Annotated in this window: 24 protein-coding genes; 13 read left to right on the top strand and 11 right to left on the bottom strand. The window is 62.2% G+C overall.

The features are described 5' to 3' along the window. Positions 1–91: 91 nt before the first annotated feature. From OHL12_RS16365 to ispF, 3 genes are all read right to left on the bottom strand, one after another. Complete coding sequence (locus tag OHL12_RS16365) at positions 92–1,714, bottom strand: S41 family peptidase (RefSeq protein ID WP_263414887.1); 1,623 nt, start codon at positions 1,712–1,714, stop codon at positions 92–94. A gap of 189 nt (positions 1,715–1,903) precedes the next feature. Next, positions 1,904–2,323, bottom strand: a complete 420-nt coding sequence (locus OHL12_RS16360) for a hypothetical protein (RefSeq protein WP_263414886.1) — start codon at positions 2,321–2,323, stop codon at positions 1,904–1,906. Between the two features lie 97 nt (positions 2,324–2,420). Beyond that, positions 2,421–3,029, bottom strand: coding sequence for a 2-C-methyl-D-erythritol 2,4-cyclodiphosphate synthase (gene ispF / locus OHL12_RS16355; RefSeq protein ID WP_263415154.1), 609 nt, complete (start codon positions 3,027–3,029; stop codon positions 2,421–2,423). A gap of 169 nt (positions 3,030–3,198) precedes the next feature. Here ispF and ispD point away from each other — a divergent pair, with 169 nt between their 5' ends. The 3 genes from ispD to OHL12_RS16340 all read left to right on the top strand — a co-directional run bounded on the left by ispD (position 3,199) and on the right by OHL12_RS16340 (position 6,895). After that, positions 3,199–3,912 carry a 2-C-methyl-D-erythritol 4-phosphate cytidylyltransferase gene (gene ispD, locus OHL12_RS16350; RefSeq protein WP_263414885.1) on the top strand — a complete coding sequence of 238 codons (714 nt, stop codon included), beginning with the start codon at positions 3,199–3,201 and terminating at the stop codon, positions 3,910–3,912. 6 nt (positions 3,913–3,918) lie between these two features. Continuing rightward, a complete protein-coding gene (locus OHL12_RS16345) occupies positions 3,919–5,271 on the top strand; it encodes a TCR/Tet family MFS transporter (RefSeq protein WP_263414884.1) in 1,353 nt (450 codons plus the stop codon). Between the two features lie 91 nt (positions 5,272–5,362). Further along, positions 5,363–6,895 carry a M20/M25/M40 family metallo-hydrolase gene (locus OHL12_RS16340; RefSeq protein WP_263414883.1) on the top strand — a complete coding sequence of 511 codons (1,533 nt, stop codon included), beginning with the start codon at positions 5,363–5,365 and terminating at the stop codon, positions 6,893–6,895. A gap of 42 nt (positions 6,896–6,937) precedes the next feature. Here the strand turns inward: OHL12_RS16340 and OHL12_RS16335 are convergent, their stop codons facing one another. After that, positions 6,938–8,707 (bottom strand): hypothetical protein, encoded by a 1,770-nt coding sequence (locus tag OHL12_RS16335; protein ID WP_263414882.1) that lies wholly within the window; start codon positions 8,705–8,707, stop codon positions 6,938–6,940. A gap of 74 nt (positions 8,708–8,781) precedes the next feature. Here OHL12_RS16335 and OHL12_RS16330 point away from each other — a divergent pair, with 74 nt between their 5' ends. Further along, positions 8,782–10,683, top strand: coding sequence for a hypothetical protein (locus OHL12_RS16330; protein ID WP_263414881.1), 1,902 nt, complete (start codon positions 8,782–8,784; stop codon positions 10,681–10,683). 70 nt (positions 10,684–10,753) lie between these two features. Here the strand turns inward: OHL12_RS16330 and OHL12_RS16325 are convergent, their stop codons facing one another. Next, on the bottom strand, positions 10,754–12,010 hold the full coding sequence (locus OHL12_RS16325) for a glycosyltransferase 87 family protein (RefSeq protein ID WP_263414880.1): 1,257 nt from the start codon (positions 12,008–12,010) through the stop codon (positions 10,754–10,756). Between the two features lie 394 nt (positions 12,011–12,404). Between OHL12_RS16325 and OHL12_RS16320 the strand changes: the two genes are divergently transcribed. The 3 genes from OHL12_RS16320 (at position 12,405) to rplT (ending at position 14,478) form a co-directional block, all read left to right on the top strand. Continuing rightward, positions 12,405–13,532: a glycosyltransferase family 87 protein gene (locus tag OHL12_RS16320; protein WP_263415153.1), complete on the top strand. Its 1,128-nt coding sequence runs from the start codon at positions 12,405–12,407 to the stop codon at positions 13,530–13,532. Positions 13,533–13,674: 142 nt separating this feature from the next. After that, positions 13,675–13,872: a 50S ribosomal protein L35 gene (gene rpmI, locus OHL12_RS16315; protein WP_263414879.1), complete on the top strand. Its 198-nt coding sequence runs from the start codon at positions 13,675–13,677 to the stop codon at positions 13,870–13,872. 228 nt (positions 13,873–14,100) lie between these two features. Further along, positions 14,101–14,478 carry a 50S ribosomal protein L20 gene (gene rplT, locus OHL12_RS16310; RefSeq protein WP_263414878.1) on the top strand — a complete coding sequence of 126 codons (378 nt, stop codon included), beginning with the start codon at positions 14,101–14,103 and terminating at the stop codon, positions 14,476–14,478. 77 nt (positions 14,479–14,555) lie between these two features. Here the strand turns inward: rplT and OHL12_RS16305 are convergent, their stop codons facing one another. Together OHL12_RS16305 and OHL12_RS16300 are read right to left on the bottom strand one after the other, a co-directional pair. Next, positions 14,556–14,933, bottom strand: a complete 378-nt coding sequence (locus OHL12_RS16305; RefSeq protein WP_263414877.1) for a hypothetical protein — start codon at positions 14,931–14,933, stop codon at positions 14,556–14,558. Between the two features lie 19 nt (positions 14,934–14,952). Continuing rightward, entirely contained in the window at positions 14,953–15,351 is a 399-nt protein-coding gene (locus OHL12_RS16300; RefSeq protein ID WP_263414876.1) for a DoxX family protein, read from the bottom strand. 176 nt (positions 15,352–15,527) lie between these two features. Here OHL12_RS16300 and OHL12_RS16295 point away from each other — a divergent pair, with 176 nt between their 5' ends. From OHL12_RS16295 to OHL12_RS16280, 4 genes are read left to right on the top strand one after another with little or no spacing between them, the layout of a single operon-like run. After that, a complete protein-coding gene (locus tag OHL12_RS16295; RefSeq protein WP_263414875.1) occupies positions 15,528–16,202 on the top strand; it encodes a YciE/YciF ferroxidase family protein in 675 nt (224 codons plus the stop codon). A gap of 50 nt (positions 16,203–16,252) precedes the next feature. Further along, entirely contained in the window at positions 16,253–16,702 is a 450-nt protein-coding gene (locus OHL12_RS16290) for an MmcQ/YjbR family DNA-binding protein (RefSeq protein WP_263414874.1), read from the top strand. Between the two features lie 56 nt (positions 16,703–16,758). Next, entirely contained in the window at positions 16,759–17,583 is an 825-nt protein-coding gene (locus tag OHL12_RS16285; RefSeq protein ID WP_263414873.1) for an SDR family NAD(P)-dependent oxidoreductase, read from the top strand. 14 nt (positions 17,584–17,597) lie between these two features. After that, a complete protein-coding gene (locus OHL12_RS16280; RefSeq protein WP_263414872.1) occupies positions 17,598–18,455 on the top strand; it encodes a hypothetical protein in 858 nt (285 codons plus the stop codon). Positions 18,456–18,501: 46 nt separating this feature from the next. On the opposite strand, the gene OHL12_RS16275 is transcribed toward OHL12_RS16280, so the two are convergent. The 3 genes from OHL12_RS16275 to OHL12_RS16265 form a co-directional block, all read right to left on the bottom strand. Then, positions 18,502–19,314: a class I SAM-dependent methyltransferase gene (locus OHL12_RS16275; RefSeq protein WP_263414871.1), complete on the bottom strand. Its 813-nt coding sequence runs from the start codon at positions 19,312–19,314 to the stop codon at positions 18,502–18,504. Between the two features lie 201 nt (positions 19,315–19,515). Beyond that, entirely contained in the window at positions 19,516–20,136 is a 621-nt protein-coding gene (locus OHL12_RS16270; protein WP_263414870.1) for a thioredoxin family protein, read from the bottom strand. Positions 20,137–20,180: 44 nt separating this feature from the next. Next, entirely contained in the window at positions 20,181–21,089 is a 909-nt protein-coding gene (locus OHL12_RS16265; protein ID WP_263414869.1) for a ferritin-like domain-containing protein, read from the bottom strand. 243 nt (positions 21,090–21,332) lie between these two features. On the opposite strand from OHL12_RS16265, the gene OHL12_RS16260 reads away from it, so the two are divergent. Beyond that, positions 21,333–21,968, top strand: a complete 636-nt coding sequence (locus OHL12_RS16260; protein ID WP_263414868.1) for a carbonic anhydrase — start codon at positions 21,333–21,335, stop codon at positions 21,966–21,968. Then, positions 21,965–22,879: a bestrophin family protein gene (locus OHL12_RS16255; protein WP_263414867.1), complete on the top strand. Its 915-nt coding sequence runs from the start codon at positions 21,965–21,967 to the stop codon at positions 22,877–22,879. Before OHL12_RS16260 ends, OHL12_RS16255 begins: the two co-directional genes overlap by 4 nt. Before the next feature lie 22 nt (positions 22,880–22,901). Here the strand turns inward: OHL12_RS16255 and OHL12_RS16250 are convergent, their stop codons facing one another. Further along, entirely contained in the window at positions 22,902–23,627 is a 726-nt protein-coding gene (locus OHL12_RS16250) for an ABC transporter ATP-binding protein (protein ID WP_263414866.1), read from the bottom strand. Positions 23,628–23,657 lie beyond the last annotated feature (30 nt).

Here is a 23,657-nt window from a genome sequence, read left to right as displayed (position 1 = left end):
GTGTAGACGGCGGCTCGGGAGGTCGGCCGTCACCAGAACGGACAAAGGGCACAGCTTTCGCTGTGCCCCTTTCAAAGCGAACCGCGCTCGCCTACCGCAGCGAGGCCTGCTGCTGTTGCTGTTTCTTCAGCGCGTTCTGCTCCAGCGCCTGCGCCTCCGGCATGTAGGTGAGTGCCTTGGCGACCTGCGGGTCGGAGTCCATCATGGCGTGCAGGCCTTCATTGGTGCCGAACTGCGAGATGAAGAGGCTGCCCTTGATGTTGGATTTGATCCAGTCCAGGTTGGTGTTGAAGTCAGCATCGGTGTAGTCGATCTTTTCGGACTTCAGGTATGCCTTGAAGTCGTTCAGAACGGCGTCATCGACTACAAAGTTCTGCGGAATGTCCCGATGTGCCAGGTAGTGCTTGGTGAAGTTGAAGAACGCCGTGTGCTGCAGCAGGTTCAACTCAAAGGGGTTGGAGCGCGGCTGCTCGATCTTCTCGTCCGGCGTGATGCCGCCGCCGCCATAAACCGTGCGACCGGCTTCGGTCAGCTTGACCTCGGTATTGGTCTTGTCGGCCGGCTTGGCATCGGCACGCACGTAGTAGTAGTCGTACAGCGAAACTCCGTTGTAGTCGCGCTGAATCAAGCGTCCGGACGGCGTGTAGTAGTGGTACGTCGTTAGCGCCAGGCCGGTGTTGTCGGCAATCTGGAAAACAGTCTGCACCAGGCCTTTGCCAAAGGTGGTTTCGCCGACGATCAGGGCACGGTCGTGGTCCTGCAGGGCGCCGCTCACGATCTCAGCCGCCGAAGCGGTGTTGCGATTCACCAGCACCACAATCGGGAAGTGACGGTCGTCCTGCTCGCCGTGGCTGGCACGGTAGACCTGGTCCGGGAAGGCTCGTCCCTTCTGCGAGACAACGATGTCGCCCTTCTTTAGGAACTTGTCACTCATGCCAACCGCCTCGGTCAGCAGACCGCCGGGGTTGCCGCGCAGATCGATCAAGAGGCCGTTCAGGTCAGGGCCGAACTTCGTCAACGCGTCCTGCACCTCTTTCGAGGTGGTCTCCATGAACTGCGTCACGTGGATGTAGCCGATGCCGGGCTTGATGAAGTACGCCAGGTCGACCGACGGACGCGGGATGTCGTCGCGAACCACATCAAAAACGATCGGCTGATCATGGCCCTCGCGCTGCACGGCGATGCTGGCGTGGGTACCCTTGGGTCCCTTCAGAATATTGGAGATGGCAAGCGAATCCTTGCCTTCCATCGAGGCGCCGTTGATGCTGACGATGATGTCGCCGGGACGGATGCCGGCTTTGTGCGCGGGCGAGTTCTCGAAGGTATCCGCGACCATGGTGTGTATTACGCCAGCCTTGTCGGGCTGCGACTGGATGTGCATGCCCACGCCGTAGTAGTGGCCGCGCTGGTCCTCGCGCATCTGCGCGTAAGCCTTTGGATCGTAGAAGTTGGAATGCGGGTCCAGAACGTGCAGCATGCCAGGAATGGCGCCGTCGTAGATGACCTTGTCCACCGTTTCGCCGTTGAGCGGCTCGGCGTAGTTCTGCTCGACTACGGAATACACGTCCGTGAACTGGTGCAGGTTGTCGCGGAGGCTGCTCTCGTCACTTGCGGTCTGGGCGTTGACTCGGCCATTCAGGAACTGGCCTCCAACCGCGCAGGTGGCCAAAAAGACGGTAAGTGACAGGGCGGCGCGGCGGGTTCGTGAGGGCATCAGGCAAGTCCTTCAAAACTGCGGTCGATGCGCCGGGGCCGCGCCTGGCAGGCGGGCGGCGGTGCTGAGAAGTAGACGGAGTATAGCACCGCTGCGGTAGCGGACCCGCCCCGCCTGGGCGCCACCTGTCAGCCCGGTGGGGCCGATCACCGCCGTTCGCGCTGCGCTTCGTAGCGCGGTTGATCTGGGCTAATACCGGTTCTGCGGGTCGGTTGGCGGCGGCGGATACGCCGAGGGCGGCGCAGCGGGCGGCTGGGGAGTGTATGCCCCGGGAGCGCTGAAGCTCGTTGCGGAGGGCGGCACGGAGCCACCCTGCGGGTACACAGGTGGGTAAGCCGGAGGCGGAATCTGCCCCGGGTAGGTTCCGGTGTACTGCGGGGCCGGTGTCACCTTCCACGTGGAGAACGCAAGAATGAAGAGCACGACAAACAGGCCAAGTGGAACAAGCGAAATCAATGACAGCGCCGGAGCCAGTCCCGCCTTCTTGAAAGCAACCCAGAGCGGCACAATAATGAGCGCCTGGAACAGAAGGAAGAACAATCCCATGATCGGCATGACTGCCGCCATGATGTGCGCTACCTGGGTCGGATCCGGATTCTGAGCGTCCACGCTGAGCTCCTCATCGCGCGATCCCTGCCGCGCGTACCACGAATGTACGCGCAAGCGCGGGCCGGAGTTGCAACGGCTGCTGGAATATTTGCGACGGCTACGTCAGATCGTCCGTGTCGAAAGGAGGCTTGCGGCCCAGGCGGCGCATGTCGTGCGGTTCATCCACGAGGGATCGCACCACCACCTCCAGTTCGGCCGGATCTTCTATCTCGGCTGTCATGGTTTTCAGCGGCTCCGGTTCACCGATCTCTTCCAGCAGAACGGTTACATGCGCGACCGCCACGCCGTCCTGGTTCAGGCCTTCCGGCGTCTTGGCCTTAATGCCTACGTTTCGGGACGGAATGCCGAGGATATCGGCAACGCTGGCGCGGATCTCGCCCGCGATCGGCACGATCTTGGGACGGTGCAGGATGAGTACCGAATCGAGGTTCACGATGCGATAGCCCGCGGTCGCGATCTCTTCCAGGGCGGTACGCACAAACAGAGCGGAGTCTGCGCCCTTCCAGCGGTCGTCGGTGGGTGGAAAGAAGGTGCCGATGTCGCCGGCCGACACTGCGCCCAACAGGGCATCCGTAATCGCGTGCAGAAGGACGTCGCCGTCGGAGTGTCCGGCCAGGCCTTCTGTGTGTGGCACGGGCAGGCCGCCCAGGATTAGCGGTACGCCCGGTTTGAACGCGTGTGAATCAAAGCCGTACCCGATCCGCAATCCTGCCAATGTTGCACCCTCACCGATAACCAGATCACCGGCAAGCCGGCGCGGTTCCGCTTGTCGCAGAAGCGGTCGGTCTTCAGAATAGCGGAGCCTGGGCCGGTACGGGCCCTGAACCGGCGCAACGACGCCGCGCACCGGCGAAACGGTCTAAACTCATTGGTCTATGAAGGTGCACGTTATTCTTCCGGCTGCAGGCCTGGGCACACGCATGGCCGTCCCGGGTGTTTCGGCAAAGCAGTTTCTTTCCCTCGGCGGCGTACCAGTTCTGTTGCGTAGCGTGCAGGCGTTCGCATCCGTGGAGCGGGTCAGCACCATCACCCTGGCCCTACGCTCCAGCGAACAGGACCAGGTGCAGGCCCTGCTGAGCGAGCACGGACTGGCTGACCGGGTCCGCATCACCACCGGCGGCGAACACCGGCAAGACTCCGTGTCAAACGCGCTGCACAGCATCACTGCGGAACCCGACGACGTTGTTCTGGTACACGACGCGGTTCGCCCCCTGATCGATCCCGGCACGATCGACCGCACCATTGACGCCATCGTCAAACAGGGCGCTGCCATCGTCGGTCTGCCTGCCGTGGACACCATCAAGCAGGTGGAGCGCACCGCGAACGGCGCCATCATCACCGCGACCGTGCCGCGCGAACGCATCGTGCAGGCGCAAACGCCGCAGGGTGCCCGCTTTGCCGACCTGCAGCGCGCCTTTGCCGAGGCCGAGGCAGACGGATTCCAGGGAACCGATGAGTCCAGCCTGCTGGAACGCGCCGGCCTGACGGTCGCCGTGGTTCCGGGCTCCGCTGCCAACTTCAAGATCACGCAGCCCGGCGACCTTGAGCTGGCGGAGTTCTATCTGCGCGGGCGCGCCACGGCAGCCTGAGTCGCGATGAGCGATCTCCAGGACGATCTCGCCGCAGGGGCGAACCCACCATCGCATCGCGCGGAGGACGACACCTCGTCGCGTGGGGTCGGAGACCCCACGGATTTCCCGGCCAGCGACGACGCGCCATCGCCCGTCCACGTGCAGCCAGCCCGACGTGCGGCTGTCACGTTCATCTTTCTCACGGTCACGCTGGACATGCTGGCGCTGGGCATGATCGCGCCCGTGCTGCCGGACCTGATTAGCGGCTTTGTGGGCGGCTCGGCGGCGCGCACCGCAGAGACGATCGGCCTGTTCGGAACCGTCTTCGCGCTGATGCAGTACGTCTTCTCACCCGTGCTCGGATCGCTCTCCGATCGGTACGGGCGCAGGCCGGTCGTTCTCCTGTCGAACTTCGGCCTCGGTCTGGATTACATCCTGATGGCGCTTGCGCCGTCGCTACGCTTTCTGCTGATCGGGCGAGTGCTTGCGGGCATTACTGCAAGCAGCGTGCCGACCGCCCAGGCGTACATGAGCGATGTGACACCGCGCGAGAAACGAGCCGCGGCCTTCGGCATGTTGCAGGCGGCGTTCGGGTTCGGCTTCATCGTGGGTCCGGCGCTTGGGGGATGGCTTGGTTCCATCTCGCCGCGTCTGCCATTCTGGGTTTCGGCGGCGCTGTCGCTGCTGAACTTTGTGTATGGCCTGTTTGTGCTGCCGGAGTCGCTCGCGATGCAGTACCGCAGTCCGTTCTCGTGGAAGCGCGCCAACCCCATCGGCTCTATTCGGCTGCTGTCCCGCTCTCGGAACCTGCTGGCTCTGTCCGGTGTTTTGCTGCTGGGCTACCTGGCGCAGAACTCGCTGCTCAACGTGTACGTGGTGTACGTGGAGTACCGCTATCACTGGTCGGTTCACCAGATCGGCAACTCGCTGGCGGTGCTAGGCGGGCTGACGATCCTGTACGGATTCTTCCTGGTGCGCCGGGCCAGCCAGAGGCTTGGCGATCAGCGTGCCACGGTGTACGGGCTGGCGGGCGGGGGCCTGGGCTACATCATCTTCGGCGCCGCACATACCGGTCTGCAGTTCGTGGCTGGCATGCCCCTGCTGAACCTGACGTCGATTGCCTGGCCTGCCACGCAAAGCATTATGAGCCGCGCCATCGGGCCGAATGAACAGGGGCAATTGCAAGGCGCGATCAACAGCCTGCGCGGCATCGCGGGCATCGCCGGCCCCAGCCTCTTCACCTGGATCTTCGCCCGTGCGATCTCAAACGGCAGCGGCTTCCACATGCCCGGCCTGCCTTACTACACGGCTGCCGGCTTCATGCTGCTCAGCGTTCTGCTGGGCATCGTGACTGGCAGAGAACCGAAGCAGGCGTAAGCGGCCCACTGTTCTTGCGCGGCTTTTCCCACTCAAACGCCGTATAACAGAACAAACCACATCCCAGCACCCACACGAGGAGAGCGCTCTCATGCCATCGCCCAAGGTCCTGTTGTCTCTATTGTCTGTCGCGACCGCCGCGGTGCTCGCCCTGCCGGCGAGCGCGCAGCGTGAAGGCAGCGCACAGCCCGCAGTCTCCGGACCAATCACGGCAAAGTACCAGGCCGACGCCAGCAAGATTCTCGCTGCCGCCGCGGCCGACAACGACGGCTATACCGCGCTTACCTATCTTTGCGACCATATTGGCAATCGCAACAGCGGCACGCCGCAGTTGAACACCGCCGTGCAGTGGGGTGCAGAGCTGATGCGAAAGGCCGGCCTGGAAAACGTGACCGTGCAGCCCGCCATGGTGCCGCACTGGGTGCGCGGGCATGAGTCTGCGGAGATCCTCTCACCCGATCTGCACGGCATGCCGCGCAAGCTGCACATGTTGGGCCTGGGCATGAGCGTCGGAACCCCCGCGCAAGGCATCACCGCGCCGGTCATTTTTGTGCATACTTTCGACGAGCTGGACGCTCTGCCGCCCGACAGCATCAAGGGCAAGATCGTTGTCTACAACCCCGGCTGGCACGGCTATGGCGTCGGCTCGCTGTATCGCACCACCGGGGCGTCGCGCGCGGCAGCCAAGGGCGCGGTAGCCATGCTCGTTCGCTCCGCGACCGGGCTGGTGGAGCAGACGCCGCACACGGGCACGCTGCGCTACGACGAAAAGCAGCCCAAGATTCCCGCGGCGGCCATCTCACCGGAAGACGCGCTGCTGATCGAGCGCCTCGCCAAAGACGGCACCGTCTCCGTTCACCTGCAGATGGACGCGCACCAGGAAGCTGACGTGCAGAGCGGCAACGTGGTCGGCGAAATCCGCGGCTCCGAGAAGCCGAACGAGGTCGTCGTACTCGGTGGCCACATCGATTCGTGGGACGTGGGACAGGGCGCGCAGGATGACGGCTCGGGCATCATGGCCGCCTACGCTGCGGTGAAACTCATCCACGACCTCGGTCTGAAGCCAAAGCGCACCCTGCGCCTCGCGTTCTGGGTGAATGAAGAGAATGGCGGTGCCGGTGGACGCGCGTACCGCGATTCGGTCGCGAAGAACATCAAGGACCAGGTGGCGGCCATGGAAATGGACGACGGTGCCGAAGCTCCTTTGGGCATCGGCTACACCGTGATCGCGCGCACACCCGGCCGCCGCGCGCCCAGCATGCAGCAGATGATGCGCCAGGGGCCGCCCCCGTTCAACATGGACGCGCTCACACCTGAGCAGAAGCAGGCCTTCAACACGGTGCAGCAGATCGCAGCGTTGCTGCAGCCCATCGGCGCGGACAAGGTCTTCCCGGCCGGCGGCGGATCCGACATCGGTCCGATCGTTGCGCTCGGCGTGCCTTCGCTGGCGCCCATCACCGTTGCGGAGCATTACTTCGACTGGCACCACACCGAGGCCGACACGCTCGACAAGGTCAACCTTGCCGATTTCCGCAAAGACATCGGCCTGCTTGCGGTGACGACCTTTGTGCTCGCGGACATGGATGGACAGTTGGTCGGTGCGAAGATCCCGGACATGGACTAGCCGCACAGCCGCTGCGTTGATCAGGGCAGCGCGCCGCAGACGTCACATCGGCTGCGGCGCGCTTTGCTGCAACCATGCAGCGGCGCTGCCCGTCAGAGGGCTCACGCGAAACGCACGCGGCTGCATCACGCGGTACTCTTCCCGCGGTACGCGATAGGGGCTACCAACATAGTGGCTCGAGATGTAGTCACACAGCGGCTGTTTGACGTTTGGCACCGGTCGCACCCTGGGCACAAACAGGTTCGAAACATCTCCGCGCAAGCTGCGCTGTAGCGTCTCGGGCGACAGACCCTCGCAGGCCGACCGGTACTCCACCGGCACCACGATCAGGTCGCGAGGATGCTGCTGCAGCTCCGCGATCTTTTCTTCCGCCAGGCCCGGAAATGCAAGGTCGAAGCTGTAGTAGCGCCCGGTGATCACCTTGGGGCCGAACTGCCCGTCCAGGTAGGAGAAGTAACGGATTGGCGCGCGCAGGCCCACCCCGGCCGGCGGTAGTTCCGCTGCAGATGGCATCTTCTCCAGCCTGGGAGCGGAGTGCATCAGCACGTTCACCTGCTGCCGCGTGTGACTGAGCGCGGCCAGGCACACGTATACTCCCCAGGCCACCACAACCGGCATGCGTCGACGCGGCAAGCGCAACAACGCCAGCGTGACCACCAAAAGGGCCGGTAGGGAGTTGATGAAGATGTGCCCGGGGTCTGCCCGGCCAAACGCCGCCGGCACTGCCGCCAGCGCCAGCGCGATCAGGTACAGCTCCGGCCGCGTGGATTCCCCTTCATAGAACGCACACACGACCACGCACGCCGCAGCGACCAGCATGGCAACCAAAAAGACCGTTTCATACCCGGGCAGCAGCGGCAGGTTGAACGATCCACCGGCAAAGGTGAACAGGACACCCATCCATCCCATACGCGCCGCCACGGCGAACACCGCACCGCACCAGACGAGGAACGCGACCAGCGGCAGTGCCACGTAAGAGCGCCGCACCGAGACCATGAAAAACAACACTGTCGCCACGGCAAAGCCAATCCCCTGCTCCGGCGAGTACAGCAGCAAGCCGGCGAATGACCCGGCAGCCGCGACCATCGCCGGGACCATGGACCGCGCCGTCTTCACCGGCTCCGCGCGAAGCTCCCACAGCCGGTGCACCCAAAGCGCGCACGCGCTGGCAAGCACAAATCGCAGTGGCGTGTACTGCGCGCCCTGATCGGTGATGGACGCGAACCACGCCAGCGTCAAAGCCGTGAAGACGATCGCGCGGTCTACCGCTCGCGCGCGCAACGCAGAGATCACGCGCCACAGCAGGAGCACACCGGCGGCCCACTCCAGCAGGCAGAACAGGTAATACGCATGCCCCACCGGAATGCGCAGCAGCTTGGCCAGCCACCAGGACGGCCAGTACATCAGCGGACCGTAGTCGAACAGGAAGTCGCGATAGACGCGACCGCCCGCGATCTGATTGCTGAAGCGGTCTAAGAAGTAGATCGCCTCGTCGTAGGGCCCCATGTTGCTGGCCCAATACCAGAGATACAGGCTGGCCGCGATTGCAAGACACACTGCGACCGCAGGCACGATCCACCACGAGCGGCCGCGAACTTCGCCAGTGGCCTCTTGCAGCCGCAATCCCCAGCCGCGTGTCCACAGCGCAAAGCCAAGGCCCAGCACGAGCAGCAGCACCTCTGCCGCGCGATTGCTGAACCCTGCCATCGTCGAAACCGAGATGCCACTGTGCGGCGGAAAGAGGTACGGCACACCGAGCACGGCACCAACACACAACAGAAAGACGGCGCAACGGCCGATGTCACCCCGCATGCCCCCAGCATATCCGCGCGCAGCTGCGCCGCCCCGCAGCAGCAGTCAAGTAAACTCGAATCTATTCCGGACCTATGCCCATCCAGCAGGAACAACCGATCGTGAGGAGCCCTGGCACCTCGCCTGCGCGGTGGAGTCTGGAACCGGCTGCGCACTCTATTTGGGAGTGGCTGGCTGCAGCAGCCTGCGTTCTGCTGGGTGTCACTCTCATCCTGAACATCCATCCCATCGGGGATGGCATGTGGTTCTGGTATGCGGTGGACCTGCGGCACGGCGTGCGGCTATATCGCGATTTGCACCTGGCATTGCAGCCGCTCTATGTGCTGTGCACGGCGGCCTTCCAGAGCGTCTTCGGCGTTAGTTGGCTCGCGTCCAAGGTCTTTCCGCTGGTCCAGCTCCTTGCGCTGACGTTTGTGCTGGTGCGCCTCGGCCGTTGTCTGCCTTTTGCCGCGTGGCAGCGCGCTCTGCTCACCACGATTGCCTTTCTGCTGATCCTGCAGCCCAGTACGTACCGCTTCGACGATTATCACGTCACGTCCGATGTTTTCACCCTGACGAGCCTATTGCTTCTTCTGCTGCTCGGCTCGCGTCCGCGAACATCCACTACGGTTGCGCGCTTCAGCTTCTTTATGGGTGTCGGCGCGGGTCTGGCGGCCATGACCCGGCTGAACGACGGCGCAGCACTTGGTGTGGGCGTCAGCCTTGCCCTTCTGCTGCTCTATCCCAGGAGGGCCATTGCGGCACTTAGCTCTGTTGTCGCGGGCGTGGTGGTCGCGTGGGGCGCAGTGCTGCTGCTGGCTCGCGAAACACCGGCGGATTGGTGGCAGTATTCCATTCGCGCCGCAAGCCAGATCAAAGGCGGCACTGGCAACATTCTGTACACACCGGTGCTTCTGCCGTATCACCTGCTGCTGAATAGCCTGTCGTGGAAGACGCCCGTTGCGTTCGCGATTGTGGCCGGCCTGTTTGTCGCGACGCGCGAGGTGCAGCGGCGGTACCGCAGCGGCGTCGCTTGGCTAACCTATGCGGCGGTGTGGGCCGCGGTTCTGCTGGCCCTTTGTGCTCCGCTGGTTTACCACACCCAGGTGCAAACGCCGCTGGAGCTGGTAGTACGCGTGACCGTGTTTGTCGGGCTAGTGGCGGCGGTAGGTGTCGTGGTCTGGTGCGTGCTCTGGCTGCTTCGCGGCCGGCCGGCTCTGCCACGGCCTACCTTTGCCCTGTTGCTGCTGCCACTATGGCATTTGCTGGGCGGCGCGCTCACGGCGTCCAACGCTTTGCCGGACCCCTATCTTTCACTTTCCATGCTGGTGTTCCTGCTGCCGCTGCTGGTCACGGTGACACAGGCACAGGCGCTCGTGATCCCAGTGCTGGCGAACCTTGTGCTGGTGGGCTCCATCATCGCGGCCGGGAAACTACGGAATCCCTATTTCTGGTGGACGTACGATGACGGGCCGGTCTACCGCGACCGGGTCTGGTACCACCATCCGCAGCTTGGCCCCATGTACATCGAGTCGCAGCAGCTCGCCCTGATGTCGGAGCTCTGTGCCCGCGTCAACACCGGGCCCGCGCCGCACGATCTGCTCTCCATGCCGTTTCCCTACGCCAACTATTTCTGCGGCATTGCGCCGTGGCGAGGGTATGTGCAGACCTGGTACGACACCTCCAGCGCTGCCACGATTCACACCCTCATCGGCCAGTTGCAGACCGCGCCTCCACACTGGATCGCGTACGAATACGATCCTGTCGCCGTTACCGGCCACGAGATCACCTACCACCAGGGCAAACCCATGGCGCACCGCGAGTTGAAGGACCTGGTCGTCCACAAGATCGAATCCGGGGAATGGACATTGCGGCAGCACACATGTTCCCGCATGTCCGAGTGGGTACTCATCGAAACCTTGCGCGTTCCAGACGCAGAGAACGGTTTGCGTTCCAGGTTCGACCCGAAAGGCGGCGTATGCCGCCCCGACCTTTAGAGTCGAGAGGTCAGTTAGTCAGCGGAAGGCAGCTATCCGGTGACTCTCGCCCATCTGGATACCCACAGACTTACGCCTGTGCATAGCGATCGAATTCGCTGATTACGAAGCGTGACTTGATGGAACAGATGAACAGCGCAATCAGGATGCAGCATTTCGCTGCTCCGACATAGCTTCTCAGCTCCGGCCCCAGCGGAAGCAGAGCGAGCCCGAGCAGACCCAGCGTCGCTGCCTGCCACAGGTCTACCCTGGAACCTTGTTGCTGCAACGCGATGAGCACCAGCAGCAGCGGGAAGAACAGATTCAGCAACGTGTATTCCGCTGACGCAAACGGCAGAACAGAACAGGCCACGCTGATCGCAAGAATCGTGTTCGTGACGGGCCGTCTGCGGTACCAGACCGCGATGAAAAGCACGGTGGCGAGCGCGACCAAGACGAAGAAGTAATACCAGAGATCAAGCCGAGCCCAGAGTGGGACAGCCGGACCGCTCAGGGACATAGGGTCGTCGCCCACAATAAAGTGGATGCTCATCGCCTTCCGGAGCAGCCCCATCAAAGCATGATCGAAGCGAGACTCCAACCGGGGATGCAGCGCGGTCACGTAGCTGCTGAAGTAAGTGGCGAATCCCTTGCTCAGCCCTCGGTACGAAGCGAGGAAAGACGGCCCGAGGCGGTCGATACAGAATGCCGTGATCCCACCCGCTACAGCCAGCCCGACCAGCGTCTCTCGATAGCGTTTGCGGTGCAGTAACAGCAGAAAGAAAAGAATCGGAAACGGTTTCATACATACTGCCAGCCCCAGCAGCAGTGCCGTGGCGAGATACCGCCGCGACAGAAAACAAGAGAGCGCAAGCACGACAAAGATCCAGCTCACCCACTCGAGATTTCCGCGATCCAGAGCAAAGTAGAACGGCGTGCTGACAGCGATCGTCCCGAAGAAAGCGGCTGCGATCCATTTGCTGCGGTCCCGACTACTCTGCAAAATGTGCCACGCCGCTGCGACAAACAGAAGCATCGCAAGGCCTGCACAGGCATAGAACTTCTTCACCGGAGTTGCGCTTCGAAGGAAGAACGCAAACACGTAAGCAGCAGGCGCGGGATAGTTGAACGTTGGGCCAGGGCCGCCCATCACGGGCCCGCTCATGTGATCGATCTTTGCCTTGTAATACAGCAGATCGGTGAGGCGGACGTTCGGGGGCAGCATGGGGCTGGCCACGCTGTAGGGAAGAACCTTGGGCATCCAGCCAATGACGGCTAGGACCCCGAGTGCGGCCATATAGAAGACGAGAAGCCGGCTCAGCGACAACTTGCGCGACCCAGTCACCATGCCGGGTTCCACGCCATTGCGGATGCGACGTCGTTGTATCCATAACGCTCACCCTCAACGGGGCTCGTTGCGCGGGTGCTGGCCAAGGCGCGACATATGAGAAATCGTCTGCTCGCGAAGCGTGAACCGACCATAGCCTCCATGCTCGCATAGAGAGATGGCCAAGCTGGCAATTTCATGGAGAGGTGCTTGGTAAACTCTCGGCATGCAATCAGTGCAGCCAGGCGTGGGGTCGAGAGATCGCACCTTGCCCTACGATGGTCGACTCACCCAGGTTCTTTGGATTGCTCTGCTCGTCAACGTGGGCGAAACGCTGCTCTCCTGGCTGGTCGCGCTGGGATCGCGTCTCGCAGGGTTGCGTGGGCCGTCAGTACGCCCCTACTACTTCGTGCTGATGGCCGACGGCCACTCCGACCGCCATCTTGATCTTTGGTATTTCTGGCTGAACTTTCAGCATTGGCATCGGCCGGGTTTCTTCACAGAAGCTGGCGGCTTCGCTTACCCGCCAGCCAATGCCCTGCTGCTACGGTGCTTTCTGCCCGGACAACATCCCGACTGGCTGTTCCAGGCCTTCATCACCATCGTGGCCCTGGTTGCAACTGTGGGCTTCGCCTTTGCCATGCGTGCCCGTGGGCTGAAACTCCGTACCGCGCTCATCTCTGCAGCAGTCCTGGCCTTGTTTTCGGCGCCACTTGCGTTTGAGTACAACCGGCTGAATACCGAGATTGTGATCTTCGCGATCGTGGCGTCTGCGATCTACTGCTTGCGCAAGAACTGGCTGATCGCGTGCAGCGTGCTCTTGGGTTTGGCAATCGCGCTCAAGCTTTACCCCGTGATGTTGTTAGCCCTGTTGTTTTCCCGAAAGAAGTGGGCCCACATCGCCCTCGCGCTTGGGGTCGCGGGGCTGGCAACGCTCGCAGGACTCTGGGGAGAGACTGGTTCGCTGATACTCTCGTGGCATGGAACGGCGAACAGCTTCAGCAGTCTTGGGAATGACTACATCCGCGGCTTCCAACCGGCGTGGGGATGGGACCACTCCATTTTCGGAACGATCAAACTTGTAAACAGGGCGCTGCTGCACAGGGGGCCTGGGCCGCGGCTGTACCGCGCCTACATGCTGAGCGCTGCGCTGGGATGCCTGGCGCTCTACTTCGGCAAGATCATCCGGATGCCCCAGATCAATCAGATCGGGATATTGGTTCTTCTTACCATCCTCGTACCGCCGATCTCGTTCGAATACACCCTGCTGCACGTGTACACCGTGCTTGCCCTGCTCGCTTGTCACCTGCAGGAGCACGGGCTGTCAGCACTGTCCCGTGGAAGGACCGTTGCGCTTGGCGTCTGCCTTGGAGTCCCCCTCGGCGTGGTGAACTGCTTTTTCGCGTTCGGGTCGACGATCGAAGGGCAGGTCAAATGCGTCAGCCTCTTGGCGCTGCTGCTGCTGTTGTTCCTTATCCCTTTTCGCGAGGAAAGCACGTCTGCGGCGCACTTCCGAGCTGCTTCAGAGGGGCTTGGAGCCTGAAAGCTCTGCCGTGAGCGGCTCGCGAGCAAAGAGGGACACAATCCGGAGCAGGTACGGTATACTCATCAGGTTGCCCCAAACGGGGCGATGCTGCGCCGTGTCTGCGGAGACGGCGCGAGCAAGCACCACACAGGAAAAGACAATGCCGAAGCTGAAGACCCACTCGGGTGCGTCCAAGCGCTTCACGAAGACCGCGACCGGCAAGATCAAGCGCGGCCAGACGAAGAAGCGTCACATCCTGACCTCCAAGAGCACCAAGGTGAAGCGGAAGTTGACCGCCAACGCCTACGTCTCTGACGGCGATCACGCCAAGGTCAGCCGGATGATCCCGTACGCCTGATTTTCAGGCGTTTGAACGAACTTCCATCCAGCCGCAGTTGAGCGCAAGCCCGCTGCAACGGTCCGGAAACGCGTAGTTGGACCCTCGGTCATACCGACCGACATGAGATTGGAAGAGTGAACGCGTGTGAAGAGGTCCTGGAACGGCTCCTGAGCCGGTCCTCCTGCCTCCAGCCGCGGTATGAACTACGCAGCCCGCGCCAAACCGGCCGGGATAAAGGAGAACACTATGCCTCGCGTAAAACGTGGCACAAAGCGGAATGACCGCCGCAAAAAGATCCTGAAGCGCGCTTCTGGATACTTCCTCACAAAATCCAAGCTCTACCAGGCAGCGCAGGAAGCCGTTGAGCGCGGCCTGAAGTTTGCCTACATCGGCCGCAAGCAGAAGAAGCGCCAGTTCCGCTCGCTGTGGATCGTCCGCATCGGCGCCGCTGCTCGCCTGAACGGCATGAGCTACTCGACCTTCATCAGCGGCCTGAAGAAGGCTGGCGTCGGCCTGGATCGCAAGATCCTTGCAGACATTGCCGTTCATGACGCCGCCGGCTTCGCTGCTCTGGCGACCCAGGCAAAGTCGGCCAACGGCGCGGCAAAGACTGCTGCCGCCTAAGCGCGACTCCTCTGTTGCAAGAAAGCCCGGCTCCGGCCGGGCTTTCTGTTTCCACTGCGCACCAGGGCTAGGCGGGGTTAGATGCCGTTCGTTTCGCGGAACCCCAACGCGTGCAGGTAGCCATACCAGGCCACCAGCGTCAGCGCGATGACCACGATGGCTCCGCCCACCGCGAACCAGCCCTTCCGCGTAAACGTCGGCTTACCTTTCGCATTCAGCTTGCGGATCTCGCCATCGCCGAATTTACCCGTAAGGGCGAGCGCGCCCATGTACAAGCACAGTGGCCCGATCAAGACACCTTTCAAGTAGTACGTCGCGTGATTGGTGGCCACCAGTTCCTGCAGCGGCCGCACCGCGAAGAAGTACGTCATAACTGCGCCCAGGCCCAGCAGCAGGATGCCGCCCATCACAGCCTTGCGCGCCTTTGCCTCGGTCGGAATCAGCGCCTCATCCATAGCCGCAGTCAGTCCCTCGTTACAGCTTCGGGCTACCCAGCACTTCAGGTCCGGCGGCAAAGATGCCGAGGAACGCGCGCCGGTAAACAACGACTAGAAAGATATCGAGTGCAAGAATCACAGCCGCTTCCACCAGCCCGGAAGGCGCAAAGAAGATATGGAACAGCAGGATGTTCACGATAACCGGGCCGAGCAGGGTGAGGCCCAGCGGCACGAAGCGCCCCACCAGTAGCAGCAGGCCGCCGACCAGCATCACCAGTGCCACAACCGTCATGTAGCCGTGGGTGCTCAGGATGCTCAGAAACAGACCGCCGTCGCCCGGCATTGGTTTCTGTTTCAGGTGCAGGATGTTCATGACGCCCGCCGCGACAAAGGCGAGACCAAGCAGGATTCGGGCAATCAGGACGGCGTACTTCATGGAAGCACCTCTTCCGCCGCAGCGGTGTGCCAAGTGTAGCGTGGGCAGCGGTCAATTCGTTCGAGGGCGGGGTGATCTATCCGGTGCGACATTGTGCGCTCCCCTACCGACAGATCAAGACAAAGCTCCCAACTGCGCAGCAAGGCGGCTTCTAACGGCATGGAGAGCAAATCACCATGCCGATTCAAACCGCCGAAGAACTTTTTCTGAATGAGTTGAAAGACATCTATTCCGCCGAGAAGCAGTCGATCCGCGCATACCCGCGGGTCACGAAGAAGATTACGTCCGACGATCTGCGCGAAGCTGTGGAGCAGCACCTGGAGCAGACCAAGGCGCAGGTCGAGCGGTTGGATCAGGTCTTCGAAACGCTGGGCAAGAAGTCCGGCAGCAAGACCTGCGAGGCCATGAAGGGCCTGATCGAAGAGGCGGGAGAACTTCTGGACGAGATCGAGCAGGGACCTGTGCTCGACGCCGCCATCATTGGTGCTCTGCAGAAGATGGAGCATTACGAGATCGCCTCGTACGGCACCGCAATCGCCTTTGCGGAAGCGATGGAGCAGGACGAAATCCAACAGCTATTGCAGCAGACCCTGGACGAAGAGAAGCAAACCGACGAAAGGCTGACCGGCGTAGCGCGTGACGTGAACCACGAAGCCATCTCTGGAGATGCCGAAGAAGAGGAGGACGACGAGGAAGAGGACGACTCCGAAGCTGAGGACGACTCGGAGGATGAGGACGATTCCGAAGACGAGGAAGACGAAGAGGACGAAGAAGAGGAAGAGAAGCCCGCCAAGTCCAGCGGTCGCAAGACGCCCGCGAAGAAGTCTGCAGCCAAGAGCAGCAAGAAGTAACGCCCGAGCGGCTGTGACCGCGAGGTGAGCGGAAGCTATACTGGCCCACCATGGCCAACGCTTCCGCTCACCTGCTGGACACGGTGCGTGCTGCTCTGCTGGAGCTGCCACGCGTGGCCGAGACCATGCAGTGGGGCAGCAATCTCGTCTTCTGGACGATGGACAAGGCGGTCGGCGGCAAGATGTTCGCACTCATCGATCTGGATGCCGTGGAGCGTCCGGTGCTGGCCTTCGCCGCGGGCCCGCAACGCGCATCACACCTGCTTGAGATCGACGGCATACGCCCAGCACCCTACCTGGCCCGCGCGCACTGGGTGGCCTGCGACTCCTGGCAGGCTTTGCCGCTTTCACAATTGCTGCTGGAACTGCGCGCCGCCTACGAATACGTGGGTAGCCGCATGCCCGCCCGGGTGCAGCGCGTGTACGAACTTCCGACGAAAGAATATAGAGCCCTGGTGCGCGAAAGCCGAGCCGCGCTTCCGACCGGCCGGAAGCGGTAGGCCCTTCCTGCGACCGATCTTGCAAGCCGTGTGCAGCCGCACCGTACCATGAAGGCATGGCACAGATTGAGCCCGGGACAGGAAATATCGGAGCTGGCGTAGAGCTTTCGCTTCAAGACAAGTGTGCGCTGATCACAGGCGGCTCGCGCGGCATTGGTGCCGCCACATTGCGGTTGTTTCGACGCGCAGGCGCTCGCGTGGCGTTCAGCTATCGCGCAGCGGCACAGCAGGCAGAAACGCTGGCCACCGAGTGCGGGGGCGCCGGCGTTTGCCACGCGATTCAGCAGGATCTGCTTACGCCCGCGGACGGCGAGGCGCTGATCGCCGCGAGCGTTGCGGCGCTGGGCCGGCTGGACTGCCTGGTGATTAATCACGGCATCTGGCCCTCGCACGATGCGCCCATCGGCAGCATGGCCGACGAGCAGTGGCGCGAGACGCTGGGCACCAACCTGGATAGTGTGTTTGGCCTGTTGCGCGCCGGTGTGGCCCAGATGCAGCGGCAGCCCGTGCACGCTGAGGGCACCCGGGGAAAGATAGTGCTGGTCAGCTCCACCGCTGGCCAGCGCGGAGAAGCATTTCACACCGACTATGCAGCAAGCAAGGGCGCGCTAATCAGCATGACCAAAGGTCTGTCGACCGAGTTGGCGGCGCAGGGCATCGCGGTCAACTGCGTCGCGCCAGGCTGGGTCCACACCGACATGAGTGCCGAGACCCTGGCCGACCCGCTTGCGTCCAAGAAGATAGGCAGCACCATCCCGCTGGGCAGGGTGGGCACGCCCGATGAGATCGCCGGTCCCATTCTGTTCCTGTGCACGCCTTGGGCCGGCTTTGTGCAGGGCGAGATCTTCAACGTGAATGGCGGCGCCGTTCTGGTCGGCTAGGCCATAGGAATCGGATGATGAGACTGGTTGTGCTTGCGCGCCTGGGCGCGATAATTCTGCTTGGTGCCTCTGCCTGCACTGCGGCTATAAGCCAGGTGCGTGACGCGCCCGCACCGTCGCAAAAGCCGGAAGAGCGCATCGTGGTGACGCAGCCGTCCTCAAACCCGACCGCGGGCGATGAGGCAGGCCGACGCGTGCTGCAGCAGATGAAAGCCGCGCTGGGCGACCAGAAGCGCATGCAGCGGCAGGACTACCGCATGGAAGGCCGCACTTCCACGTTCTTCAAGAACAATCCCACAGGCTCCACCGAGTTTGTGCTGTACCACCACCCTCTTGCCGGCTCCGGATTTGAGGACCGCGTCGAGCTGACCAAGAAGCGCGACATCGTGCAGATCTGGACACCGACCGAGGGCTACGAGCTGACCTACAAGGGCCGCAAGGACCTGCCGAAAGAGGACCGCGACGCATACTTCCGGCGCCAACAGTACAACCTGGATGCCCTGGTTACCACGTGGGTCAATGATCCCAACGCGCTGGTTGTGTACAGCGGCCGCAACCTCGTCTCCCGTCGCGAAGCCGACACGGTCACGATCATCAACGCGCAGAACGAGAGCGTCACGATTGACATCGAGGCAGAAACGCACTTGCCGATCCGCCGCACCTTCAAGGTCCGCAATCCCAAGTACAAAGACTTCGACGAGGACAGCGAAGAGTACAGTGACTGGCACTCGGAAAGCGGAACGCCTGTGCCCTACGCGACTACGCGCTACATGAACGGCGACATGGTCAGTCAGCGTTTTGTGACCAAGATTCAGTTCGAACCGGTCGACCCGGCGCTGTTCGACAACACCCGGATTGGCAAGCACAAGTAGTCAGCTTCGGGGGATCCAAGTGCATCCCGAGCCCGGTACGGCAAGCCTAGACCTGCACTGTGACCTGCAAGAAGGTCGCTTGAATCTCCGTTCCGCCCCCTGCTTTCACGTTCTGCGCTTCGGCCAGGGCGACTAGCTGATCGTTCAACTCCTCCGTCCTGCCATTCTTTTCCGCTGCTTCAAAAGCGTTCATCGTAGGACCGTAGAACTTCCGGAACACCTGGACCAGTTCTGCAGGGCTCATCTGCCAGGAGCGAAAGACGAAGGTGTTCTTCTGCATCGAGATCGCCGCCCTCGCTACTCCGGCCTGCTCAAAGCGATCGACAACGTTCGCCTCGACGCCCCAGGTCATCGGGCTGATGAAGCCTTCGGGCGGCGGCGGTGTGAATGCCGAACTGATCTTGAGCACTTGCGCGACAAAGGTCGGGTCATTTGGTATCCAGTTTCCCATCACGATGCGTCCGCCCGGCTTGGTGACGCGCACCAGCTCTTTGGCTACATCCACCGGCTTCGGCGCAAACATGGCGCCAAAGACAGACAACGATAGATCAAACGTGTGGTCCGCGACACCGTCCAGGTGGCAGGCATCGCCCTCCTGAAAACTCAGGTTTCGGAGGCCGAGGTCGGCAGCCCGCCGATTGCCTGCGGCCACCAGATTGCTGGCGATGTCTATGCCCGTGACGTCCGCACCCAAGTGCGCAAGCGGGACGGCTGTCGTGCCATCTCCGCATCCCAGGTCAAGGACTTTCATGCCGGGCACAACGCCCAATGTACCTACGAAGCTCTCACCCGCCTCGCGCATGGTCGCGGCAATGGCGGTGAAGTCGCCTTTCTCCCACAATGCCTTGTTCGGATTCACGGAGTCCCTTTCTGCTGGATCGCCAGACCGGGCCTGTATATCACTCCGCTCAAAGGAGGCTCGTCGTCCAACGCCGCAATGTCGAGTGGCGTTCGCCTGTGGGCCACGTCGCCAGGACCTGCGGTCACCAACTCAGAACGGGTGTCCGCGAAAGGAAACGGGACTTAGCGATAGGGCCGCATATCGCAGATCAGAGGTGTTCTAGTCGCGCCACTTGATGTTGCAGCCGAGCCCGGGGCGCTGGTCCTGGAGTGGAGGTTCGCCGGCAAGCAGGGCTCCGAGAGCGCGGCGCAAGTCGCCGCCGTGTGCGGCCTGGTGGATGCGTTCGTCCTTCACCACGCCGGCGGCTGCGTCGCTCTGGCGGTACGGCCGCGTTTCGTCGAACTGGCCGTGGTAGACCAGATTGAACTCGCGGTCGAACAGGTAAAGATCCGGTGTGCAGGCGGCGTGAAAGACCTTTGCCGTTTCCTGTGACTCGTCGACTAGATAGGGGAACTTCCAGCCAAGCCGCGCGGCCTGTTCTCGCATGTGCTCGGGAGCGTCCTCTGGGTACTCGTCAACATCGTTGGAGGAGATCGCTACGAACGCGATGCGATCCGCGTACTCCGCGGCAAGCGCGGCAAAGGCCTGCTCCATGTGCTTCACGAACGGGCAATGAACGCACACGAATGCCACCAGCAGACCTTTGCGACCGTCTGCGTCATCGACGCCGCCGAACACGTCATCACGGCCGACAGCGCGCTCGTCGATCACGTTGACCAGTTCAAATGCCGGGCAATCCGCCCCCAGCGGCAGTTCCTGATTCGATTCTGTGCGTGCCATCGAGTTCCTGCGTGCTCCTGTTGCCGACTCTAACCGCGCATTCGCTACACGGTGGTAATGGCGCCGTTGACCCCGTTGGGGAAGAACCCACCTTTGGCAGTGCCGGTGGTCGCGGAGCCGTACAGGATCGCAAGCACCTGCGACGTGCTGCGCTGGAAGGCGAAGCCGTTGTAGGTGTTGGTCTGGCCCTGCGTGCCCTGCGCCTGCGTGGCGAAGAAGCCACCTTTGGCCGCCGTCGGTCCCGCGGAGGCGAGAGCAACTGTGCCCGGGTCTGCAGGGATGATGTCGTAGCCGTCCGCAGGCACATAACCGGCGAGCGTGGACGGATACGGCAGGTTCTGTTGAATGGCGAGCAGGCGCAGCGCTCCCGCATGGAAGCCTTCCACCGCCAGGATCTGCGACGCGGCAGTAACGTTGACGGAAGTCAGCGCGCCCGCGGCCCCGGCGTAGGCTGTGACGCCCACATCTTCAAACAGACGCGCGATCTGCAGGTAGTTGCTCTGCGAGACGGCGGCCAGCGCAGCAAAGTTGATCAAAGGCCGCTGAATGGCGAGCGAGTTCAACACGCTGCGTAACGCCTGCACATGCGAGAATTCGTCAAACGCGATCTCCGCAAACAGGTCCGCCGTTTGCTGATTCGGAAACGTGATCTGTGGCGGAGGATTCTGCGGAGTCGGGCCGCCTCCGGTTTGGCCGCCATCGATGTCTTTCCCGGTGACCAGATAGCTGTAGAAGGTGGCTTCCAGGTACTCCAGATTGAGCGCAAAATTCAGGATGTTTGCATCGCTTTGCCCAGCGGCGTCGACGTATGGTGCCGTAGACCCGCAGCCCATGACCGCAGCCCCGGAGGCGAGGGCACTGGCGACGCCTACACCCGTGCCGGCCAGAAAACTCCGGCGGCTCCAGCGCGGTTGTTTCATCGCGGTCTCGTTCACAGATACATCTTCCGGCATGCACACTCCTCCGCCGCTGCGGAAGAGAGGCGACGCCGCGGACGACAGCGGGCCCTCGTGCTTCCAAACACAACAACGCGTTCTTCTTTAGAGAACAAAGTTGTGGCAGATGTTGTTTGGTCGCCTCCGGCACACGCTCTGGGCAACCCGCGGCGCACAGACGGAAACCGGCGCAGAAAAGTTTCAGTGTCCTAGTGCCATTTTCGATCTCGCCCGTCTACCTTGGGAAGTGAGGATCGAAAGATGAGCAACACGGAACAAAACAGCCTTGATCGCTTGAAAGATGGAATCCGTCGCTTTCAAACAGAGGTGTACCCGCAGCACAGCTCCGAGTATGAATACGCTGCGACACACCCGCAGACACCCCACTCGCTGGTGATCACCTGCTCGGATTCCCGCATCGACATCGAAACGGTCACGGGGAGCAAGCCAGGTGAGATCTTCGTCGCGCGCAACGTAGGCAATATTGTGCCGGAGTATGGCACCAGCGGCGATGGGATTGCAGCGGTGGTGGAGTACGCAATTACTGCACTCAAGGTGAAGCATGTGGTGGTTTGCGGTCACAGTGACTGCGGAGCCATGAAGGCGCTAAAAGCTGGTGGCAAGCCGGACGGCCTGCCCGCAGTGACGAACTGGCTTGCAAATGGTGCCTCTGCTGGAGACAGCAACCCGGAATTGCCAGCGTTGACTGAAAAGAATGTGCTGCTGCAGCTGGAGCACCTGCAGACGCATCCCGCGGTCAAGAAAGGATTGGCGGAAGGCACGCTGGAGCTTTCGGGTTGGGTATACGACATCGCCACCGGCGACGTGCGCGTGCACACCTCGCAGTCCGGCAAGTTCGAAGCCACTCTGCAAGGCAAGGGAGCGACGGCCGCGTGATCGTTCCCAAGGGGCCGGATATCCGGCGACTCATCGCGTATGTCGGCCAGCCACTGTTGTTGTTGTTCTTGTACGACGTCGCCGTTGTGCTGATCTACAAGGTCGCGCACAAGGAATGGATTGCCCTGCCGCACATTCCTGTCGCCCTGCTTGGCTCGGCGATCGGCATCATCGTCAGCTTCCGCAACAACAGTGCTTACGCCCGCTGGTGGGAAGCACGCACCATCTGGGGCGCCATCGTCAACAACACGCGGTCGTATGGGCGCCAGGTGGTGACCAATATCCGGTGGCAAAAGGACGGCGAAGAGGAAGCTGCTCGCATGATGCAGCGCGACCTGATCTATCACCAGATTGCGTTTACAAACGCCCTGCGTCAGCACCTGCGTGGCTTGCCCCCATTGGACGAGTTGCACGGTCTGTTGCCGGAAGATGTGCTGGTGGATCTGGCGAAGCAGAAAAATATCCCGTTTGCCATCCAGATTCGGCAGGGCGATCTGCTGCGGATTGCACTGGAGCGCGACTGGGTGGACAGCTTGCAATGGTCGGCACTGGACGCAACGCTGAACGACTTCGCAGACGCGCAGGGCGCATCAGAGCGCATCAAGAACACGCCCATGCCCAAGCAGTACACGTTCTATCCGCAACTGTTTGTGCAGATCTTTTGCCTGCTGCTGCCTTTGGCACTGGTGCAAAACATGGGCTGGTTCACACCGCTTGGATCCACGCTGGTGGGCTTCATCTTTCTCGCACTCGATAAAATCGGGCGCGATCTGGAGAGCCCGTTCGACAACACCATCTACGACATCCCGCTGTCGAACATGTCACGGGGGATGGAGATCAACCTGCGCCAGGCGATCGGCGAACGGCACCTGCCTGAGCCGATCCAACCGGTTGCGGGAGTGCTCTGGTAAGCGCGCCGGAAAGGCGCGTTCGCTAGACGGTCTGCTTCATCGCTGCCAGCCGCGAAACCCGCGGCGGCGGCGGTGTGGTGCTTAGCTGACCATCGCGCACGTAGAGGATGCGGTCGGCGATAGCGGCTGCTTCCGGGTTGTGCGTGATCATCAAGACCGTCTGGCCGGTTTCTTTGGACGCGCGGCGCAGCATCTCCAACACAGCATCGCTGTTGTCCGTGTCCAGGTTGCCGGTCGGCTCGTCCGCAAGGATGATCGCCGGCTGACTGATCAGCGCTCGCGCGATCGCAACGCGCTGCTGCTCGCCACCGCTCAACTCGTTCGGGCGCTTGTTCAGCCGGCCGTCAATCCGCAGCAACTCGCTCAAGTGCTGCAGCAGCGATTCGTCCAGCGGCTTTCGCGTGCCCGCAATCTCGTGCGCCAATTCGATGTTGCCGCGCGCGGTGAGCGTGGGTAGCAGATTGAAGCGCTGAAAGACAAAGCCGATCTTCTCGCCTCTCTGGCGAGTGCGCTCCGCATCCGTCAGGCTGGCGAAGTCGACACCATCGATCAACACCTTGCCGCTGCTGGCGCTGGTGAGGCCACCCAGGAGATAAAACAACGTGCTCTTGCCTGAGCCGGACGGGCCCACGATCGCGATGAACTCACCGCGGTCCACCTGGAACGTGGCGCTGCGCAGGGCTTGCGTTTCCACCTTGCCGGTGCGGTAGGTTTTGCTCAGGTTTTCGGCGACGATGATGGGCGGCATGGGCCTGCCTAGTGTATCGCGGCTGTGCTG

This window comes from Terriglobus aquaticus (genome assembly GCF_025685415.1).
GTDB lineage: Bacteria > Acidobacteriota > Terriglobia > Terriglobales > Acidobacteriaceae > Terriglobus > Terriglobus aquaticus.
This window is presented reverse-complemented; position numbering and strand designations above follow the sequence as displayed.

Excerpts from the sequence above, each read along its gene's own strand:
- OHL12_RS16365 (WP_263414887.1), bottom strand. The coding sequence starts at position 1,714 with ATGCCCTCACGAACCCGCCGCGCCGCCCTGTCACTTACCGTCTTTTTG.
- ispD (WP_263414885.1), top strand. The coding sequence starts at position 3,199 with ATGAAGGTGCACGTTATTCTTCCGGCTGCAGGCCTGGGCACACGCATG.
- OHL12_RS16345 (WP_263414884.1), top strand. The coding sequence starts at position 3,919 with ATGAGCGATCTCCAGGACGATCTCGCCGCAGGGGCGAACCCACCATCG.
- OHL12_RS16340 (WP_263414883.1), top strand. The coding sequence starts at position 5,363 with ATGCCATCGCCCAAGGTCCTGTTGTCTCTATTGTCTGTCGCGACCGCC.
- OHL12_RS16335 (WP_263414882.1), bottom strand. The coding sequence starts at position 8,707 with ATGCGGGGTGACATCGGCCGTTGCGCCGTCTTTCTGTTGTGTGTTGGT.
- OHL12_RS16330 (WP_263414881.1), top strand. The coding sequence starts at position 8,782 with ATGCCCATCCAGCAGGAACAACCGATCGTGAGGAGCCCTGGCACCTCG.
- OHL12_RS16325 (WP_263414880.1), bottom strand. The coding sequence starts at position 12,010 with ATGGTGACTGGGTCGCGCAAGTTGTCGCTGAGCCGGCTTCTCGTCTTC.
- OHL12_RS16320 (WP_263415153.1), top strand. The coding sequence starts at position 12,405 with ATGGCCGACGGCCACTCCGACCGCCATCTTGATCTTTGGTATTTCTGG.
- rpmI (WP_263414879.1), top strand. The coding sequence starts at position 13,675 with ATGCCGAAGCTGAAGACCCACTCGGGTGCGTCCAAGCGCTTCACGAAG.
- rplT (WP_263414878.1), top strand. The coding sequence starts at position 14,101 with ATGCCTCGCGTAAAACGTGGCACAAAGCGGAATGACCGCCGCAAAAAG.
- OHL12_RS16305 (WP_263414877.1), bottom strand. The coding sequence starts at position 14,933 with ATGGATGAGGCGCTGATTCCGACCGAGGCAAAGGCGCGCAAGGCTGTG.
- OHL12_RS16300 (WP_263414876.1), bottom strand. The coding sequence starts at position 15,351 with ATGAAGTACGCCGTCCTGATTGCCCGAATCCTGCTTGGTCTCGCCTTT.
- OHL12_RS16295 (WP_263414875.1), top strand. The coding sequence starts at position 15,528 with ATGCCGATTCAAACCGCCGAAGAACTTTTTCTGAATGAGTTGAAAGAC.
- OHL12_RS16290 (WP_263414874.1), top strand. The coding sequence starts at position 16,253 with ATGGCCAACGCTTCCGCTCACCTGCTGGACACGGTGCGTGCTGCTCTG.
- OHL12_RS16285 (WP_263414873.1), top strand. The coding sequence starts at position 16,759 with ATGGCACAGATTGAGCCCGGGACAGGAAATATCGGAGCTGGCGTAGAG.
- OHL12_RS16280 (WP_263414872.1), top strand. The coding sequence starts at position 17,598 with ATGATGAGACTGGTTGTGCTTGCGCGCCTGGGCGCGATAATTCTGCTT.
- OHL12_RS16270 (WP_263414870.1), bottom strand. The coding sequence starts at position 20,136 with ATGGCACGCACAGAATCGAATCAGGAACTGCCGCTGGGGGCGGATTGC.
- OHL12_RS16265 (WP_263414869.1), bottom strand. The coding sequence starts at position 21,089 with ATGCCGGAAGATGTATCTGTGAACGAGACCGCGATGAAACAACCGCGC.
- OHL12_RS16260 (WP_263414868.1), top strand. The coding sequence starts at position 21,333 with ATGAGCAACACGGAACAAAACAGCCTTGATCGCTTGAAAGATGGAATC.
- OHL12_RS16250 (WP_263414866.1), bottom strand. The coding sequence starts at position 23,627 with ATGCCGCCCATCATCGTCGCCGAAAACCTGAGCAAAACCTACCGCACC.